The organism is Nocardia sp. NPDC002869 (assembly GCF_046764065.1).
GTDB lineage: Bacteria > Actinomycetota > Actinomycetes > Mycobacteriales > Mycobacteriaceae > Nocardia > Nocardia rhamnosiphila.
This window is the reverse complement of sequence record NZ_JBKOOL010000040.1, coordinates 18,766-36,561: the sequence shown is the minus strand read 5'-3', so window position 1 is coordinate 36,561 and position 17,796 is coordinate 18,766. Positions and strand designations below refer to the sequence as shown.

Genomic DNA, 17,796 nt, shown 5'->3' with positions numbered 1-17,796 from the left:
GCAGCGTTACGCTGCCGGCCCTCTCGTTGCTCGATGCTCGGTGCGAGTCGCACCCGTGGGTGCGGTGCCGATGCCCTGCGCTCTCCGTTCCGGTCCGTGTGCGGCCGGTGCGGAGAGCGGGACGACCGCTAGCTCGTGCGGATACGCAGGCCCGGGTTGTCGGAGAGCACGACGCTCACCGGCTGCGCGAACAGCTGCGGGGCGTTACCGGTGAGCACGCCCAGGATGTTGGGGATCTCGCAGATGGGGTAATCGGCGACCGAGGAGGCGCTCGAGATGCCCAGGGCCTGCCGTCCGGTCACGATGGGGCCGCCGCTGTCGCCGGGGAGGGCGCAGATATTGGCGGAGAAGCTCTGGGTGAGCTGCCGGTCACCGACCTGGACGGTCTGGTCCACGGCGTTCACCACACCGCAGCTGAAACCGGTGCGGGAACCCGATTTGCAGACCGGGGCGCCGACCACCGGGGTGGCCACACCGTCGACCGCGATCGGGGCCGCGCCGGGCACCTTGACCTGGTTGTTCTGGAAGCGGCCCGCGGCACCGTCGGCGATACTCATGATCGAGTAGTCCTGTGCGCCGAGTACCGACTTCTGGTAGGTGGCGATCTGCGGGCCCACCTTGTTGCCGCCGAGGGATTCGTGCACGGTGGCGGCACCGATATCGTCCAGGTTCGGGTTGCAGTGACCGGCGGTGATGTTGACGGTGTTACCGGCCGGGCCGATTCCGTTGAAACCGAAGGAGCAGCGCAGCGAGCTGTCGCCGGCGATAGCGGCGAAGCCGTCGCCGCCGCCGACCGTCGCGGCGCCCGCCTCGGCGACCGCGGCCGCCTGGGGCAGCGTTTCGGCCGCGATCGGCGGGGCCATGACGATGACCCGGGCCGGATCGATGAAGTTCGGCATGGGCAGACCGACCTTGTCGACCCGCACCGCGATGCTGTTGTTCACGGTATCGATGACGACACCGCGCACCAGGGAGGACACCGCTTCGGGCTGGCCGTCGAGCCAGCGTTCGAAGGCGCTCTTCTCGCCGCGCAGCGTCGTTTCGCTCTTGGCGACATTGCGGACCACGAATCCGCTCGATTCGGCCGCACCGCGGGCTTCGTCGCCGCCGGGTCCGTTGGACAGGGCCACGACTCCACGGCCCTGCTCGTCGAGCCAGGCGCCGCCGAACACCTGGGGGAATTGACGCTGGGCGGTGGTGGCGAAGGCCGCCACCTGCTGCGCGGTATCGGCGCGCGCCAAGTATTCCTCGGGGGAGATGTGCAGATCTCGGTTCAGCGCCGCCACCAGGTCGGCCGGCAGGCCGATACCCGGGTCGGGGGCGGCCGAAGAGAGCGCCGCGGTCGGGCCGAATAACAGGACGGCCGCCGAGGCGGCGACCGCGGCACGTTGCATGCGTTTTCTGGCCGGCGCCGACCTTCGTTTACCTATGCGTGGCATGAGCATGCGAAGACTATATCGGGCTCACCCGGCATTCGGCCTGGTTCGTACCGCGATACCGCTGCCGAGGCCGCCACCGGCCGCCGCGTCGGCGTGCGCGAGGATGCCGCGGATGGGAATGCCCAGGGTAGCGGTGCCGCCGTACTGGGCGAGGGCGATATTGGCCTTCTCGCAATCGGGCGCGTCGGCGGCATTGGAGCCACTGGTGATACCCAGTGCCAGGGTGCCGGTGACGATGGCGCCGCCGCTGTCGCCGCCCAGCGTGCAGGCCGAGCTGGCGAAACCACGGATGATCTTCGAGTCGCCCTCGGTGGTGAACAGCTGGGTCTCCACCCGGTCGGCGACCACGAACCCGCAGGTGAAGGTGGAGGACTGTCCGGATTTGCATACCGGGGCGCCGACCACCGGATCGGCGGTGCCGGTGATGGTCAGGGTGGTGCCGTTGGCGCCGCGCACCGACGGTTGATCCATGCCCGCGCCCACCGCGCGCTCGTTCAACTGGATAACCGAGTAGTCCAGCGTGCTGGGGCCACCGAGTTCCGACCGTACGAAGGTGCCCAGCTGCGGGCTCGCCGGAATATTACGGATATTCGGACTGTATACCGCGGCCTGTCCATCGCCTTTCCCGATATTCGGATTGCAATGTCCGGCACTGATATTCAGCGCATTACCGGCGGAATCGACACTGTTGAAGCCGAACGAGCAGACATCGACGCTCTTCAGCTCCGCGTCGTCGAGCGCGCCGGGGGCGCTGATATAGGTGTCACCGCCCATGGGGTGGTGTTCCACCGGGCCGCCGCCGTCCGGGGAGAGGACCACCTTGATGTTGGCGATGAGGGTCGGCAGGTTGAGCATATGTGCCAGTGGCGTATTCGCGACATTGACGACCAGTTGACTGTTGAGGAAGTCGATGGCGATGGAATTGATCAGCTGCGAAATATCCCGGGGCTGCGCGGCGACCCATTGGTTCATCTGCGTGAGCGAGGTTTCCAGCGCGGCCGCCGAGACCGGGGCCAGGCGAGTGGAATATCCGTCGTCACTGGCCACCTTGGCGGCGTCCGGCGAGGTCACGGCGACGGTGGGCTTACCCTCCGGGGTCATCCACGCGCCGGCGAACACCTCCGGGCGCTCGGCGCGGAATTCGGCCGCGTAGGTCTGCAGCTGCTGGGCGCGCGCGGCACGGTCCAGATATTCGGTCGGGGTCATATTGAGATCGCGGGACAGCGCTTGGACCAGTTCGGCCGGCAGGTCCTCGGCTGTGAGTTGTTCCGGTTCGGGGGCGGCGATCGCCGCGGTCGCGCCGAACAGGGGAGCCAGGAGAACGGTCGAGCCGATAACGGCAGCCTTGACCGCGGCGCGACGCGCCACCGACTTGCGCATGAAGTCCCTTCGTCGGCACTGTGTGCCAGATAATCCGTGGCCACGAGATCGAATCCATTGGCGCACAAGTTTGCTCGAGCTTCGACCGAGTTGCCGGGGTGGCCGGAATAACACCGGTCAGCGGATCACTCTAAGGCACAAATCGCTATCTGGCCTCTTCTTGACGACCTTCCTTGGATCCGGTGTCGGGAAGGTCCATTTCGGGGTCCTCGGTGCGGAACGGAACGGGGAAGGGGAAGATCCTCGGCCGGGTCCGCGTGGTCGTGGTCTCGGTCTCGGTGGTCGGCTCGGTGAGGGTCGGGCCGCTGGGCTCCGGGGTGGTCGGGAAGGGGGCCGTGGTGGGCGCCGGGGTCGTTTCGGTGACGGTGACCGGAGGAGGGACGGGGAGCGGTTCCTCGGTGTAGGTGGGTTCCGGCTCGTAGGTCGGCTCGGGTGTGTAGGACGGGATCTCAGGGGCCGGGGCGACCGGCTGCGGCTGTATCGGTGGGGGAGGCGGCGGCGCCTCGGTCACCGAGGTGGTGGGTTCACCCGGCTCCGCCGCGCCGGGTCGCAGGATCGCGGTGACGCCGAGGGCGCCGATCAACAGGCCGCCGAACGCCGCGGCCGCCACCAGCGCGGCGGTACGCCGGGGGCCGCGATTCCCGACGGTGGCCGCCGCTTCGGCCGCGGGCTTCGCCGGGGCGGCGGTGGAAACCGCGGCCGCGGTACCGGTCGCGGGCCGGGGGCCGGTGGCGGGCCCCGATCCGGTGGCCGGGCGCGATCCGGTGGCGGGCGCCAGTCCGGCGGCTATGGCCGCCAGACTCGGGCCGCCGTAGGTGGCTTCGGGATCGAGGGCGGGAACCAGCGCGGAGTACGCCTTGGCCGGGGTGTGGCCGTCGCCCAGTTTCGGCATGACGATGGTGTCCAGGGCGGAATTCTGGGCGGTGGAGGGATCGGGCGGAGTGGCGCCGGCCGGGGTCTCCAGGACGACCGCGAGCGCCGCCCGGCCCGCGCTCTCGGCGAAGTACCGGCCCGTATCCGCGGGGGTGAGATGAGCGGGCCCGGCCGGTAGTTCGTCCTCGCCGACCAGAGCCACCGACTTCAGACCCAGATAGTCGAGTGCGCCGCGCAGGGCCAGCACCTGTCCGGCGTCCCATCCGGCGGGGTGGGCGGCATAGAACTCGGCCGGGCCGTTGAGGTGTTCGGCAGTGAGGTTGATCAGGCAGAACAGGGCGGTGGCGAGCAGGTCTTCGCCGCGGTACGCCTCGCCGTCGTCCACGACGACGCCCGCTGGATCCCCCACGGCCGCCACGAAACCGGTGATCGTATGGCTGTGCCCGGGCGGGGCGGCGACGCCGCCGAGGGCCGCGTCCCCGTCCTCGGACATGTACAGCACCGGCTCACGAAGGATGAAGTGCGGATCTCCGTCGTCGTCGACGACCGCCGCGGTGCACGCGTACTCGGCGATGTGCAGGCCCACCCCAGTGGCCATTCTCGGATCCTCGCTTCGACTTCCTCATCCAGAAACCACGGTACGGATTCACCCGCACGTCGCCGTACCGCGACGCCGCGGTCATCATGGGCGGAGCTTCGACAATAGCGCCGACGAGCGGGTCGTGGGGATCGGGGCGCGGGCCGTGAGGGGGTGCCGGCGCGATACAGCTGGGTCACGATGTCGCGCCGCCCCGGCACGGGGTGCCGGGGCGGGGAAGAATGGGGCCGGCGCCGGTGAGATGCGGGGGCGGGAATACATCGCCGGCGCCGGGGGTTGAGCTGATCGACAATGTTGAGTGACACCGGCTCAAGTTTGACTTGACGGCCTCTCGGAAGCGGGGCAGGATTGAGCCGACCACGCTCAGTATTGCTGGGACCGTGCTCTATGTTCTGCCTGGGGCTGGTCCACGCGGTGGGTCCCCCGGACCCACGGCGCAATGGGCACAGTGCCCGGACAGACACAAGCAGTCGAAAATGAGGAGGAAACAAATGGCTCGTGCGGTCGGAATCGACCTCGGGACCACGAACTCGGTCGTCGCCGTTCTCGAAGGTGGTGAGCCGGTCGTCGTCGCCAACTCCGAGGGTTCGCGCACTACGCCCTCTGTCGTCGCGTTCGCGAAGAACGGTGAAGTACTGGTCGGTCAGCCGGCCAAGAACCAGGCCGTGACCAACGTCGACCGCACGATCCGCTCGGTGAAACGGCATATCGGCACCGACTGGACCGTGGAGATCGACAGCAAGAAGTACACCTCGCAGGAGATCAGCGCGCGCACGCTGATGAAGCTGAAGCGCGACGCCGAGTCCTATCTGGGTGAGGAGATCACCGACGCGGTGATCACCGTGCCCGCCTACTTCGAGGACGCACAGCGCCAGGCCACCAAGGAAGCCGGCCAGATCGCCGGCCTCAATGTGCTGCGCATCGTCAACGAACCCACCGCCGCCGCCCTGGCCTACGGCCTGGACAAGGGCGACAAGGAACAGACCATCCTGGTCTTCGACCTCGGTGGCGGTACCTTCGACGTCTCGCTGCTGGAGATCGGTGAAGGTGTCGTCGAGGTCCGTGCCACCTCCGGTGACAACCACCTCGGTGGCGACGACTGGGACGAGCGGGTCGTGAAGTGGCTGGTCGACAAGTTCAAGTCCAGCTCGGGCATCGACCTGACCAAGGACAAGATGGCCATGCAGCGGCTGCGTGAGGCCGCCGAGAAGGCCAAGATCGAGCTGAGCTCCTCGCAGAGCACCTCGATCAACCTGCCCTACATCACCGTCGACGCGGACAAGAACCCGCTGTTCCTCGACGAGCAGCTGACCCGCGCCGAGTTCCAGAAGATCACCTCGGACCTGCTCGACCGCACCCGGGCGCCGTTCCAGTCCGTGGTCAAGGACGCCGGGATCAAGGTCTCCGATATCGACCATGTCGTGCTCGTCGGTGGCTCCACCCGCATGCCCGCGGTCTCCGAACTGGTCAAGGAACTGACCGGCGGCAAGGAGCCCAACAAGGGCGTGAACCCGGACGAGGTCGTCGCCGTCGGCGCCGCCCTGCAGGCCGGCGTGCTCAAGGGCGAGGTCAAGGACGTCCTGCTGCTCGATGTGACCCCGCTGTCGCTGGGTATCGAGACCAAGGGCGGCGTGATGACCAACCTTATCGAGCGCAACACCACCATCCCGACCAAGCGTTCGGAAACCTTCACCACGGCCAACGACAACCAGCCGTCGGTGCAGATCCAGGTGTTCCAGGGTGAGCGCGAGATCGCCGCGCACAACAAGCTGCTCGGCTCCTTCGAGCTGACCGGTATCCCGCCGGCTCCGCGCGGGGTGCCGCAGATCGAGGTCACCTTCGATATCGATGCCAACGGCATCGTGCACGTGACCGCGAAGGACAAGGGCACCGGCAAAGAGAACACGATCAAGATCCAGGACGGTTCCGGTCTGTCCAAGGAAGAGATCGACCGGATGGTCAAGGACGCCGAGGCGCACGCCGCCGAGGACAAGGCGCGCCGGGAGGAAGCGGAGACCCGCAACCAGGCCGAATCGCTGGTACACCAGACCGAGAAGTTCATCAAGGACAACGAGGACAAGGTTCCGGCGGATGTGAAGTCCAAGGTCGAGGCGGCGATCGCCGAGGCGAAGACTGCGCTCGAGGGCACCGACACCGCCGCGGTGAAGGCCGCGGTGGAGAAGCTGGCCACCGAATCGCAGGCACTCGGTCAGGCGATCTACGAGGCCCAGGCCTCCGAGAGCGCGGCCTCCGGTAACGGCGCCGCGGGCGCGGACGCCGGCGACGACCAGGTGGTCGACGCCGAGGTCGTGGACGAGCCGGTCGACACGGAGAAGAAGTGACGAATTCGGGAAACACAGGAAATTCCGAGGAGCCGGTCAGCTTCGTCGACAAGCGCAAGATCGATCCGGAGACCGGTGAGGTCCGCGAACAGGCCGGGGCGGCCAACGGCGCCGCCCCGGCCGGGGCCGAGGAGGGCGTAGCCCCCCAGGCGCCTCAGGCCGGCCTCGAAGGTGACGGTGTCGACGCGGCGCCCGCCGGGGCACCGGCATCGGACGAACTCGCCGAGCGCACCGCCGATCTGCAGCGGCTGACGGCCGAGTACACCAACTACCGGCGCCGGGTCGAACGCGATCGTAAGACCGCGATCGATTCCGCCAAGGCCGCCGTGGTCACCGAACTGCTCGGTGTCCTCGACGACCTGGACCGTGCCAAGGCGCACGGTGATCTGGAATCCGGACCGCTGCGCTCGGTGGCCGACAAGCTGATCGAGGCTCTGCGCAAACAGGGGCTCGAGGAGTTCGGTTCCGAGGGCGAGCCGTTCGACCCGAACCTGCACGAGGCGGTCCAGCACGAGGGCTCCGGCCACGATCCGGTGATCGGCGTAGTGATGCGCAAGGGGTATCGCTTCGGTGAGCGGGTGCTGCGGCACGCGCTGGTCGGCGTCACCGACGGTGTCGGCGATCTCGGAGCGGGCCAGGGTGCCGCGAACACCGCGGAACCCGCTCGGGCGGAGGCATCGGATGCTGATGCCGGCTCGGACAAGTAACGACTCCGCGGCGAAAGCCACGGACCGGGCGGCGCGGCGTGCGCACGGAGCGATCCGCGCGCGCCGCGCCCCCGTGACGCCGCGCCCGACGGGCCCGGAGGCGGTAGGAAAGTACGACCACGCAGGGCCCCGCGCGGGCCGCGGAACCGTATCGAGAGGAGGAGATGCCCGGTGAGCCAGCGGGAGTGGATCGAGAAGGACTTCTACAAGGAGCTGGGTGTCTCCGCCGGCGCCTCCACCGAAGAGATCAAGAAGGCCTACCGCAAACTGGCCCGTGATCTGCATCCGGACGCCAACCCAGGCGATGCCTTGGCCGAGGAACGGTTCAAGGCGGTCAGCGAGGCGCACACGGTCCTGTCGGATCCCGCCAAACGCGCGGAATACGACGAGACCCGCCGGCTGTTCTCCGGCGGCGGGTACGGGCGGGGCGGCGGTTTCACCCCGGGTGCCGGTGGCGGGTTCTCCCAGAGTTTCGATCTGGGCGATATCTTCGGCCAGGCCGGCGGTGGCGCCGACGGCGGGCTCGGTGACCTGTTCGGCGGCCTGTTCAACCGGGGCGGCGGTGCCACGCGCACCGGCGGCCGGCCCCGCCGGGGCGCCGATGTGGAGGCCGAGACGACCCTCGGGTTCCGCGAGGCGGCCAAGGGCGTAACGGTGCCGCTGCACCTGACGAGCCCGTCACCCTGCACCACCTGCCACGGCAGCGGGGCCAAACCGGGCACCAGCCCGCGGGTGTGCCCGATCTGTAACGGCAGCGGTGTGGTGAGCCGCAATCAGGGCGCGTTCGGATTCAGCGAACCGTGCGACGAGTGCCGCGGCACCGGGTCCATCATCGACGATCCGTGCGTGGACTGCCACGGCAGCGGTATCCAGAACCGCACCCGGACCATCAATGTCCGCATCCCCCCGGGGATCGCGGACGGGCAACGGATCCGGCTCGCCGGACAGGGCGAGGCCGGCCTGCGGGGCGCGCCTTCGGGCGACCTGTTCGTCACGGTGCACGTCGGCCAGGACAAGGTTTTCGGCCGGGCCGGCGACGACCTGACCCTGGCACTGCCGGTCAGTTACAGTGAATTGGTGCTCGGTACGACCGTATCGGTGCCCACTCTGGAGGGCCGGGTCGGCGTGAAAGTGCCGCCGGGTACCGCGGACGGACGCATCCTGCGGGTGCGCGGCCGCGGAGTACCCAAACGTGGTGGCGGAGCCGGTGATCTGCTGGTCACCGTGAAGGTCGCCGTGCCGCCGAAGCTGGACGACGATGCCGTTGCCGCGCTGCGTGCGCTGCAGGAGGCGGAGAAGGCCAGCGGCTTCGATCCGAGAGCGGGATGGGCAGGTGCGTGATGGAGCCGAAACGAGGACCCGAGGCACAATCGGCCCGCCCGGCGGCCCGGGCGATGGGCCCGGAGGCGGCAGCGCAGCGTCACCACGTAGGGCCCCGGGAGGGGCGCCAGTCGAGCACTGAATATTTCGTGATCTCGGTGGCCGCCCAGCTGGCCGGTATGCATGCGCAGACCCTGCGCACCTACGACCGGCTGGGGCTGGTGACCCCGCAGCGCACGTCGGGTGGCGGCCGCCGCTATACGGAACGGGATGTGGAGCTGCTGCGCGAGGTGCAGCGGCTTTCCCAGGACGAGGGCGTCAATCTCGCCGGTATCAAACGGATCATCGAACTCACCAATCAGGTGACCGAGCTCCAGCAGCGGGTGGTCGAGCTGACCGCGGCACTGGAACGGGAGCGGGCGCGGCCGGATTATCGGCCGGAACTGATTCCGCCGCAGCGCAATACCGCCCTGGTGGTGTGGCAGCCGCGGAACCGGCGGCAGCGTTGACGGCGGCGCCTCCGACGCCGGCCGGCGCCGGGTCAGGCTCCTTCGAACTGGATTCGTTCGGCCGGGGTTCCTGCGTCGAGTAGCCGTTCCACGGTGGACCTGGTCATCGCGGGCGAACCGCAGACCAGCACCTGGTGCCGGTCGAACGAACCGTAGGAGCCGACCACGTCGGCGAGGGTGCCCTGCAGCAGGTCGTCCTCGTCGAAACCTATATCCACCCGGTGACTTTCGTGCCACCTGTCGGGCCAGGACGGATCCTCGAGCCGCTCCACCACCGGCACCACGGTGAGCCAGGGCAGATCGGCGGCGAGCAGGACGAGCATATCGGCGGCGTACAGGTCGCGCGGGGCGGAACCGCCGAAGAACAGATAGGTGGTGGGCGGGTCCTGATGCCGGGCCAGTTCCAGGATCTGGGCGCGCAGCGGGGCCAGGCCGGTGCCGCCGGCGATCATCACCACCTCGTCGCCGTCGGGGTCGACGGTGAAGAGCCCCTCGGGGGCGGACAGTTTCCACCGGTCCCCGACCGCGGTGTCGGCGACGATGCCGCCGCTGCACCAGCCGCCCGCCACGGTTTTCACATGGAATTCGAGCTTGCCGTCCAGCGACGGCGGCAACGCGGGGGAGAACCGGCGGCGCATGCCCGGGAACTGCGGCACCTCGACCTGCACCGACTGCCCCGCGTGGAACGGTACGTATTCGCCGATCAAGCGGACAACCGCCGTATCGTGGCGCAGGCGGTGATGTTCGACGACATCGGCCAGCCAGTACGACCGCTGGGACGAATGGGCGGGGGACGCGCTCGGGTCGTTCGTCATACCTCACTCCGCTGACAGGCCGGGCCGGGCGGGATACCGCCCGGTGCTCGATGTGCCGATACCGATCAGACCGGATCGGCACTGATGATCTCCTCCGGGGTGCCGACCGCGAGCAGCGCGCGCCGGGTGTCGGCGATCATCTTCGCCGAACCGGCGATCTGGATCTGCCGATCCTCCCATGCGCCGAAACTGGCCACCACGGCGCCGAGGTTGCCGACCAGGCGCCGGTGCATGCCGTAGGGCGCGTCCTCGGTGGGATGCGGGTACCACCACGGGTTCGTCTTGTGCTCGCAGACCGGGACGATGGTGAGCCACGGGTTGCTCTGCGAGAGCTGCCACATGTTCTCCACGTCGTACAGGTCGCACGGGTAGACCCCGCCGATGAAGAAGTGCACACGGGGGTTGATACCGCGCCGGCCCATCTCGATCAGCTGGGCGCGCAGCGGCGCGACACCGGTGCCCGATCCGATCATCAGGACATCGCGTCCGCTCTCCTGGTCGACCTGCAGGCCGCCGAGCGGTCCGCCGATGAGCCAGCGGTCGCCGACCTTGGTCTCGTTGACGATGGAGGGGCTCACCCAGCCGCCGCGGACCTTGCGGACGTGGAATTCGATCTCGCCGTAGGGGTTCGACGGGATGGCGGGTGAGAAGTAGCGCCACATCCGTGGCCGTTGCGGGACGGAGACCGGGACGTACTGCCCGGCCAGGTAGGGGATCGGGTCGTCGGACTGCAACCGGACGATGGCGAGATCCTCGAGGACGTGCCGGTGCCCGACGACGGTGGCCTCCCAATAGGGCGGCGAATCGTCGGAGTTGGCCCCGATGGCCATGGCGGCGGAGATGAGCAGGCAGACATCGCGCCAGCCCTCGGCGAGCTCTCTGGTCCAGTACGGGCCGTTATAGGTCTGGAAAGCGGCGTACAGAGCGGGACCGGCCAAATCGTAGTGCTCGGCTTCGACCCCGTATTTGCGGTGATCGCGTGCCAGTTGCTCGAGGAACTTCTGGGCGCGATCCCAGTCCTCGAGATGGTCGAGCATGTACTGGACCGCGGTGACGACCCGCTTCGCCTGCATATCCATGGCGGGCGGGAACAGCTCCCGCAGTCGCGGGTTCGCCGCGAACAGGTGACCGTAAAACGCGCTGACCAACCGCTCGGGACCACTCGGCGCATCGACCACCGACTGGAAATTGGCGCGGACCAGCGCTGCCGAACGCGCATCCACGGCGTGGAGCTTCCTTTCCCTGGATTCCGACCCGGAGGGACATAGCCGTTACCGGCGGTCCTTCACCCGACCAGTATCCCCGAAAAAAGAGATGATGGTGGGTGTGAAATACGGTTACCGGGTTTGGCTGATCTTGTTCGCGGGTAACGACGCGTCGTTATGAGCCGTGACCCAGCACTTTTCTGGCAACCGGTGGCCGGCAGTAGGCACGGAAAAAATCAAAGTTGAGCGGAACAGACTCAACCTTTCGAACGTTGAATCGGGCAGGACGGCACGAGACACCGGAATCGGTGCGGATGCCGGATGAGATATCGACTAGCAGGAAGGTGCTTCGTGGACTCGTTCAATCCCACCACCAAGACCCAGGCCGCGTTGACCGCCGCATTGCAGGCGGCCTCGTCCGCCGGTAACCCGGAGATCCGGCCGGCTCATCTGCTGGTGGCACTGCTGGACCAAACCGACGGTATCGCCGCGCCCCTGCTGAAAGCGGTGGGCACCGACCCCGCGACAGTGCGGCGCGAGGCCCAGGACATCGTCGACCGGCTCCCGCGCGCCACCGGCGCCACCACGACCCCGCAGCTGGGCCGCGAGGCGCTGGCCGCGATCACCGCGGCCCAGCACCTGGCCACCGAACTCGGCGACGAGTACGTCTCCACCGAACACGTGATGGTCGGTCTGGCCTCCGGCGACTCCGATGTGACCATGCTGCTGGACAAGTACGGCGCCGACGCCGCCGCACTGCGTGAGGCGTTCACCGCCGTGCGCGGTAACACCCGCGTGAGCAGCCCGGATCCGGAAGGCAGCTACCAGGCGCTGGAGAAGTACTCCACCGACCTCACCGACGCCGCGCGTGCCGGAAAACTCGACCCGGTGATCGGTCGCGATACCGAGATCCGCCGGGTGGTGCAGGTGCTGTCCCGGCGCACCAAGAACAACCCGGTGCTCATCGGCGAGCCGGGCGTCGGCAAAACCGCGATCGTGGAGGGCCTGGCCCAGCGCATCGTCGCCGGCGACGTCCCGGAATCGCTACGCGGTAAGACCGTCATCTCGCTCGATCTGGGCGCGATGGTCGCGGGCGCGAAGTACCGCGGCGAATTCGAGGAACGGCTCAAGGCCGTCCTCGAGGAGATCAAATCCAGTGCCGGGCAGATCATCACCTTCATCGACGAACTGCACACCATCGTCGGCGCCGGCGCGACCGGCGAATCGGCGATGGACGCCGGAAACATGATCAAGCCGATGCTGGCCCGCGGCGAACTGCGGCTCGTCGGCGCGACCACACTCGACGAGTACCGGCAGCATATCGAGAAGGACGCCGCGCTCGAGCGACGCTTCCAGCAGGTGATGGTCGGCGAACCCTCGGTGGAGGACACTGTCGGCATCCTGCGCGGCATCAAGGAACGCTACGAGGTGCACCACGGTGTGCGGATCACCGACTCCGCCCTGGTGTCGGCGGCCGCGCTGTCGGACCGCTACATCACCTCCCGGTTCCTGCCCGACAAAGCGATCGACCTGGTGGACGAGGCGGCGTCGCGGTTGCGGATGGAGATCGATTCCCGGCCGGTGGAGATCGACGAGGTCGAACGCGCGGTCAGGCGGCTCGAAATCGAAGAGGTGGCGCTGACGAAGGAGACCGACGAGGCGTCCAAGCAGCGGCTGGAGCGGCTGCGCGCCGAACTCGCCGACGATCGTGAGAAACTCAACCAGCTCACCACCCGCTGGCAGAACGAGAAAACCGCGATCGACCAGATTCGGGTGCTCAAAGAGCAGCTCGAGAACCTGCGCGGCGAATCCGAGCGCGCCGAACGCGACGGTGACCTGGGCAAGGCCGCCGAACTGCGGTACGGCCGGATCCCGACCTTGGAGAAGGAACTCGCCGAGGCCGAGAAGACCTCCGGTGCGGCCGCCGACGGCGAAGTCATGCTCAAAGAAGAGGTCGGGCCGGACGATATCGCCGAGGTGATCTCGGCGTGGACCGGTATTCCGGTGGGCCGGCTGCTGGAGGGGGAGACCGAGAAGCTGCTGCGGATGGAATCCGAACTGGGCCGTCGCGTGGTCGGGCAGCACGACGCCGTGCGCGCGGTCTCCGACGCGGTGCGGCGGGCGCGGGCCGGAGTCGCCGACCCCAACCGGCCGACCGGCTCGTTCCTGTTCGTCGGTCCCACCGGTGTCGGTAAAACCGAGCTGGCCAAGGCGCTCGCGGACTTCCTGTTCGACGACGAACGCGCGATGGTCCGCATCGATATGAGCGAATACAGCGAGAAGCACGCGGTCGCCCGCCTGGTCGGCGCGCCGCCCGGATATGTCGGCTACGACCAGGGCGGTCAGCTCACCGAGGCGGTACGGCGGCGGCCGTACACGGTGGTGCTGTTCGACGAGATCGAGAAGGCGCATCCGGATGTCTTCGACATCCTGCTCGCCGTACTCGACGAGGGCCGGCTCACCGACGGGCAGGGCCGGACGGTGGATTTCCGCAACACCATCCTGATCCTGACCTCCAACCTCGGCGCCGGAGCCGACGCGGAGTTCGTCATGAATGCGGTGCGGGCCGCCTTCAAACCGGAATTCCTGAACCGGCTCGACGATGTGGTCATGTTCCAGGCCCTCGACGAGGACCAGCTCGCCCATGTGGTGGATATCCAGCTCGATCAGTTGCAGCGGCGACTCGCGCAGCGGCGGCTCACCCTCGAGGTGAGCGATTCGGCCCGGTTCTGGCTGGCGGTGCGCGGATACGACCCGGTCTACGGCGCCCGCCCGCTGCGGCGCCTCATCCAGCAGTCCATCGGCGACACATTGGCCAAGGAACTGCTGGCCGGGAAGGTTACCGACGGCGATACGGTCGATGTGGGCGTCACCCCGGACGGCGACGGGCTCGTCGTCGGACGGCGCGATCGCGACCCCGCCTCGGTCACCACGGGCCCGTAGCCCCCACCGCGTATGCGTCGCCGACCCTGGCGTCGGCGACGCATACCGCCATCGGTCCCGGACGGCCGCGCTCGCCCGGGACCGGTTCGGCGGAGTTCAGGGCGGCTGGTGTCGTGGGTGTGGAACCGCGGTATCCACCCCTGCGGGGCGATCGGCGGACTTCGGAGGGGGGCGTGTTGATGGCGCCTGTACGCACAGCAGCATGATCTGTGAGTGCCATAGCCGGTAGGGGCCGAGTCGGCCGGGTTGACAAGTGTGCACGGTTTGGAGAAGCTGATCTTCGGAAAAGAGGGGTCGGCTTCGCGTATAAAAATGGGGGGTGCGCCAGCGATTTCGAGCAGGTAATGATCATCGTCGTTTCGAAAAGGCAAGCGCGCAAGAGTAGGAATCGGCAGTATGTCACCACCAGGATATACCGGTGGATTTTTCAATCATTATGATGACCCAGACGAATTCTGGGACGAAGAACCGCTGACCGCAACGCAATCCGGTTCCGCAAATCCTCATCCCACGCAGATTCCGCATCCGACTCCGCGGCATCCACAGAGTCCTACGTCCGGCCCGGAACCAGTTCCTGCGGCCCCTACCTACCCGCGGGCGCACTCGGGTTCGACCGCTGCGGCGAACTCACCGGCCGCGCCCGGTTCCTCGTTCGCGACTATTGAAGTCGATCGGGGACTTCTACCGATACAGTTGCGACTAAGCCGGCAATGGCACCGTTACGTGAACGCCGGCGAAGCCGGCGACGAGTTGATGCGCGCCTATAAAAGGTCGATCGAAAGCTGTCTGGGAAAACTTTTGACCGGTGAATTCAAGCATGCATGCTCGTTTCCTGATCGGCGGACGGTCCTGATGCTTCTGCTCGATACCGCGAGCTGGGCGGAATACCGTGAAGTCCAGAAGCGCATACGCACGCGGGGTAGCTTCGATGTTCATGGACGAGCGGTAATCGATGGCAAAGCTGGAATGTCGTTATCGGCGGACTGCTTTCAAATAAAATCAATATATGTATGGCCGGAATGGGCGCGGAACGCCAACCCGCTGGACCTGGTCGATGAACTTCTGTCGCTCGCGGATAGAGTCCGCGAACTCCGTCCGGCCTTCCCGGTTCGTGGAGATTACTCGAGGTATTCAGATGAGGATCTCGAGTTTCATCATTCTCGCCATCGCAAGTATCTAATAGAGAGTACAGGGGGTTAATATGGCCACACCGTCACAGCAGGCTATCACCGTGGCGCTAGGCGCCGTCCGGGGGGCAGCGACCAGTTGGGACGAGGCGGCTGCTGCCTTGGAAGAAGCGCGACTTGCTACCGAAAAGACTAAATTCGAACAACTCGAGGCGGGCGTATTCATTCTGGCGTACGAAAAATATAAGGGTGTTCCCGACTTTTTCGCCGATAGAATGAAGGAGGGTATCGCGGTATTCAATGAGGTCGCTGCGACACTTCGCCAGGTGGCCGACACATATGAAGCCGAGGACGCGCAGAACGCGCATGCACTCAACAATCTCTACTAGAGGGGGCGCAGCATGGCTGAGGATACGGATCCGCAGACCAGAACAGACCTGAACACCCATATCGAATCTATTAAAACCCAGGCGGAGGATCTCAAGGGTCAGCCGGACAGGGCCAACGACGCGTTCGGGACCATTGTATTTGGCGTACGTGCCGCTGGCTGGGGCTTTTTTGGTCTCGTTGGCGGAGGTACTGCCGAAGCCGTCGTCGACCGACTCTGGGACGAGCGGGACCAGGTGCTGAAATATGTAGCGGAGGCTGACGCCAAGCTGACCGAGCTTATAAACGGTATTATGGTCCCCGTAACCTTCATCGATTACGCGAATGCATGGAGGGATGTTGCAAGCGCGGTGACCAATGCTGGGACGCAGATCGATGAAACCAAACTCAATGCTCATTGGTCCGGTATCGCTGCCGAGGCATACGAAAATTCTCGTATACGGCAAGCGAAACCGTGTGGGCAGCTGGCAATTCCGGCGTCATGTGAAGAGATAGCACTCTCTCTGGAGGCGGTTGCTGTAAAAACATTAGCGCTTTATCAATCTATAGCTGACGCGATTCTTTCGTTGATCTCCAGCATAGGCGAAATAGTTGCAATCGCTGCCACAGGGCCAATCGCAGCGGCTCAAACCGGAGACCTTGTTGCGGCCATTGCCGACGCATACGCCGCAATTCTCCAGGCAGTCGGAGAAATAGCGTCTACTGCACAGGAAACTATTATTGGCGGCAATAAGGTCGCGCAGGCCAGCTCGGATATCGACGGTCTACCCGACAACAAGTGGCCGCCGATGGCTGTCGATGGCAACTCCAAGTTCGATGACGCAACCGTCTTGGACGGCACGAACAAGTGGTCAGTCAATACAGATAGGGTCACACAATGAGCGGTCCTGCCGGGCGCATATCTACCGCGGCAGCGGCGATCGTATCAATCACGCTCATTTCTTCGTGCGGATTGGTCGGCGGCAAAGAGGCTAGGGTAACCGAATCCAGCCACGAAATTCGCGACCAATGTGACAGGACGCTCAACTTCTTCGAAAACATTCTCGGGATCACAGATACGGCTATCGCATACGGATCCATCAACCCTCAAGAAAAAATAGACCGGGGAGCGATGTGCACGGTGACAAAGTCGTCTGTGGGAGTGGGTGGAACGAGGCTTTCCGCAATGCTATCGCCCGATTCGGAACCCGCGCCGGTCAGGGGCGACCCGAGCTATATTGCGCAAACCGGGTACGACAATAAGGTGTGGCTGAACCAGTCCCCTGGTTCGGTTCGGATTTATACAACAGTGGACGGCTGGGAGGGATCGCTGGACTTCCATGTGGATCAGATCAATCAAGTCAGTATAACCTCCGGGGAGCAGCCGAACTTCGAGGTTTCCGACCATGAAGTTCGTGCGGCAGCGAAGTTCCTGATCGAATTGACGAGGGAATTGACGTAATAAAGCGAATTCCTCCTTCCATACGAACGCTGTTTCGGGCCCCGGCAGGCGATGGTTTGCCAGGTTCTCCGCGGAGGTCCCGATCGGTCGGACCCTGTGTGGTCAACACAGTGAGGTCGCTCGATCGAATGAGTACCGGCAGCGCCGAGATCATGACAGCCCAACGGCGACCCGGCCGGGATGGGGCACGGGTTCCCTACGAGTTGTTCGCTGCCGCGTTGGCCTTCGATAGGTTGCTGCATATCGCTGTGGGCGTGGGGTCGGCGTCTACCTGCGACAACCCTCCGACCTCCTGGCGTCCCCGGTCGTTGCCGGTGTGGTGGCCGGGATTGCCGGGTCGTTCGTGGACCGAACACTGTTGCACCGGGTTTTCCGGACAACGGTGGGCAAGGCGGTTTTCGGCAACTACGCCAGAAGGACGGTAGTTACCCGTGTCCGGGGGCGGTTGGTCGAGCATCGGATCCCTGGTGTCCTGGCCACCATCGTGGTGGTTCGCTCCGGCCGATGTTGGGGGGCGGATTGTCCGCATGTTGGCGCGCATGGTGGGAGCGGAGGCGGGGGTACGCCGAGGTCGGTTTCGGTGGGTGGTGGGGGCGGATTGTCCGCATGTTGACGCGCATGGCCGGAGCGAAGGCGGAGGTACGCCGAGGTCGGTTTCGGTGGGTGGTGGGGGCGGATTGTCCGCATGTTGACGCGCATGGCCGGAGCGG

At 66.2% G+C, this 17,796-nt stretch carries 14 protein-coding genes; 9 read left to right on the top strand and 5 right to left on the bottom strand.

All coding sequences use genetic code 11. The features are described from left to right. Positions 1-128 precede the first annotated feature (128 nt). The 3 genes from ACLML9_RS10555 to ACLML9_RS10545 form a co-directional block, all read right to left on the bottom strand. Positions 129-1,439 carry a S1 family peptidase gene (locus ACLML9_RS10555; protein WP_051715198.1) on the bottom strand — a complete coding sequence of 437 codons (1,311 nt, stop codon included), beginning with the start codon at positions 1,437-1,439 and terminating at the stop codon, positions 129-131. Positions 1,440-1,463: 24 nt separating this feature from the next. Beyond that, positions 1,464-2,819 carry a S1 family peptidase gene (locus ACLML9_RS10550; protein WP_411945331.1) on the bottom strand — a complete coding sequence of 452 codons (1,356 nt, stop codon included), beginning with the start codon at positions 2,817-2,819 and terminating at the stop codon, positions 1,464-1,466. A gap of 145 nt (positions 2,820-2,964) precedes the next feature. Continuing rightward, positions 2,965-4,290: a hypothetical protein gene (locus ACLML9_RS10545; RefSeq protein ID WP_411945330.1), complete on the bottom strand. Its 1,326-nt coding sequence runs from the start codon at positions 4,288-4,290 to the stop codon at positions 2,965-2,967. 491 nt (positions 4,291-4,781) lie between these two features. On the opposite strand from ACLML9_RS10545, the gene dnaK reads away from it, so the two are divergent. The 4 genes from dnaK (at position 4,782) to ACLML9_RS10525 (ending at position 9,168) form a co-directional block, all read left to right on the top strand. Beyond that, positions 4,782-6,632 (top strand): molecular chaperone DnaK, encoded by a 1,851-nt coding sequence (gene dnaK, locus ACLML9_RS10540; RefSeq protein WP_411945329.1) that lies wholly within the window; start codon positions 4,782-4,784, stop codon positions 6,630-6,632. After that, positions 6,629-7,339: a nucleotide exchange factor GrpE gene (gene grpE, locus ACLML9_RS10535; RefSeq protein WP_411945328.1), complete on the top strand. Its 711-nt coding sequence runs from the start codon at positions 6,629-6,631 to the stop codon at positions 7,337-7,339. The genes dnaK and grpE overlap by 4 nt, the downstream gene beginning before the upstream one ends. Before the next feature lie 171 nt (positions 7,340-7,510). Next, positions 7,511-8,680 carry a molecular chaperone DnaJ gene (gene dnaJ, locus ACLML9_RS10530; protein WP_411945327.1) on the top strand — a complete coding sequence of 390 codons (1,170 nt, stop codon included), beginning with the start codon at positions 7,511-7,513 and terminating at the stop codon, positions 8,678-8,680. Positions 8,681-8,733: 53 nt separating this feature from the next. Continuing rightward, the gene (locus tag ACLML9_RS10525) at positions 8,734-9,168 is read left to right on the top strand and encodes a heat shock protein transcriptional repressor HspR (RefSeq protein WP_411945336.1); all 435 of its coding nucleotides are present in this window, start codon (positions 8,734-8,736) and stop codon (positions 9,166-9,168) included. Positions 9,169-9,200: 32 nt separating this feature from the next. On the opposite strand, the gene ACLML9_RS10520 is transcribed toward ACLML9_RS10525, so the two are convergent. Both ACLML9_RS10520 and ACLML9_RS10515 read right to left on the bottom strand, forming a co-directional pair. Continuing rightward, the gene (locus tag ACLML9_RS10520; RefSeq protein ID WP_411945326.1) at positions 9,201-9,983 is read right to left on the bottom strand and encodes an FAD-binding oxidoreductase; all 783 of its coding nucleotides are present in this window, start codon (positions 9,981-9,983) and stop codon (positions 9,201-9,203) included. A gap of 65 nt (positions 9,984-10,048) precedes the next feature. Continuing rightward, complete coding sequence (locus ACLML9_RS10515) at positions 10,049-11,206, bottom strand: globin domain-containing protein (protein WP_411945325.1); 1,158 nt, start codon at positions 11,204-11,206, stop codon at positions 10,049-10,051. A 333-nt stretch (positions 11,207-11,539) separates the two neighbouring features. Here ACLML9_RS10515 and clpB point away from each other — a divergent pair, with 333 nt between their 5' ends. From clpB to ACLML9_RS10490, 5 genes are all read left to right on the top strand, one after another. Then, entirely contained in the window at positions 11,540-14,131 is a 2,592-nt protein-coding gene (gene clpB, locus ACLML9_RS10510; RefSeq protein WP_411945324.1) for an ATP-dependent chaperone ClpB, read from the top strand. 396 nt (positions 14,132-14,527) lie between these two features. Continuing rightward, complete coding sequence (locus ACLML9_RS10505; protein ID WP_411945323.1) at positions 14,528-15,331, top strand: hypothetical protein; 804 nt, start codon at positions 14,528-14,530, stop codon at positions 15,329-15,331. A 1-nt stretch (position 15,332) separates the two neighbouring features. After that, positions 15,333-15,647, top strand: coding sequence for a type VII secretion target (locus ACLML9_RS10500; protein WP_411945322.1), 315 nt, complete (start codon positions 15,333-15,335; stop codon positions 15,645-15,647). A 12-nt stretch (positions 15,648-15,659) separates the two neighbouring features. After that, positions 15,660-16,526, top strand: coding sequence for a hypothetical protein (locus ACLML9_RS10495; protein WP_411945321.1), 867 nt, complete (start codon positions 15,660-15,662; stop codon positions 16,524-16,526). Next, positions 16,523-17,086, top strand: coding sequence for a hypothetical protein (locus tag ACLML9_RS10490; RefSeq protein WP_411945320.1), 564 nt, complete (start codon positions 16,523-16,525; stop codon positions 17,084-17,086). The genes ACLML9_RS10495 and ACLML9_RS10490 overlap by 4 nt, the downstream gene beginning before the upstream one ends. Positions 17,087-17,796: the final 710 nt, after the last annotated feature.

Bases quoted from the DNA above. Each gene is read 5' to 3' on its own strand.
- ACLML9_RS10555 (WP_051715198.1), bottom strand. From the start codon at position 1,439: ATGCCACGCATAGGTAAACGAAGGTCGGCGCCGGCCAGAAAACGCATG.
- ACLML9_RS10550 (WP_411945331.1), bottom strand. From the start codon at position 2,819: ATGCGCAAGTCGGTGGCGCGTCGCGCCGCGGTCAAGGCTGCCGTTATC.
- ACLML9_RS10545 (WP_411945330.1), bottom strand. From the start codon at position 4,290: ATGGCCACTGGGGTGGGCCTGCACATCGCCGAGTACGCGTGCACCGCG.
- dnaK (WP_411945329.1), top strand. From the start codon at position 4,782: ATGGCTCGTGCGGTCGGAATCGACCTCGGGACCACGAACTCGGTCGTC.
- ACLML9_RS10525 (WP_411945336.1), top strand. From the start codon at position 8,734: ATGGGCCCGGAGGCGGCAGCGCAGCGTCACCACGTAGGGCCCCGGGAG.
- ACLML9_RS10520 (WP_411945326.1), bottom strand. From the start codon at position 9,983: ATGACGAACGACCCGAGCGCGTCCCCCGCCCATTCGTCCCAGCGGTCG.
- ACLML9_RS10505 (WP_411945323.1), top strand. From the start codon at position 14,528: ATGTCACCACCAGGATATACCGGTGGATTTTTCAATCATTATGATGAC.
- ACLML9_RS10500 (WP_411945322.1), top strand. From the start codon at position 15,333: ATGGCCACACCGTCACAGCAGGCTATCACCGTGGCGCTAGGCGCCGTC.
- ACLML9_RS10495 (WP_411945321.1), top strand. From the start codon at position 15,660: ATGGCTGAGGATACGGATCCGCAGACCAGAACAGACCTGAACACCCAT.
- ACLML9_RS10490 (WP_411945320.1), top strand. From the start codon at position 16,523: ATGAGCGGTCCTGCCGGGCGCATATCTACCGCGGCAGCGGCGATCGTA.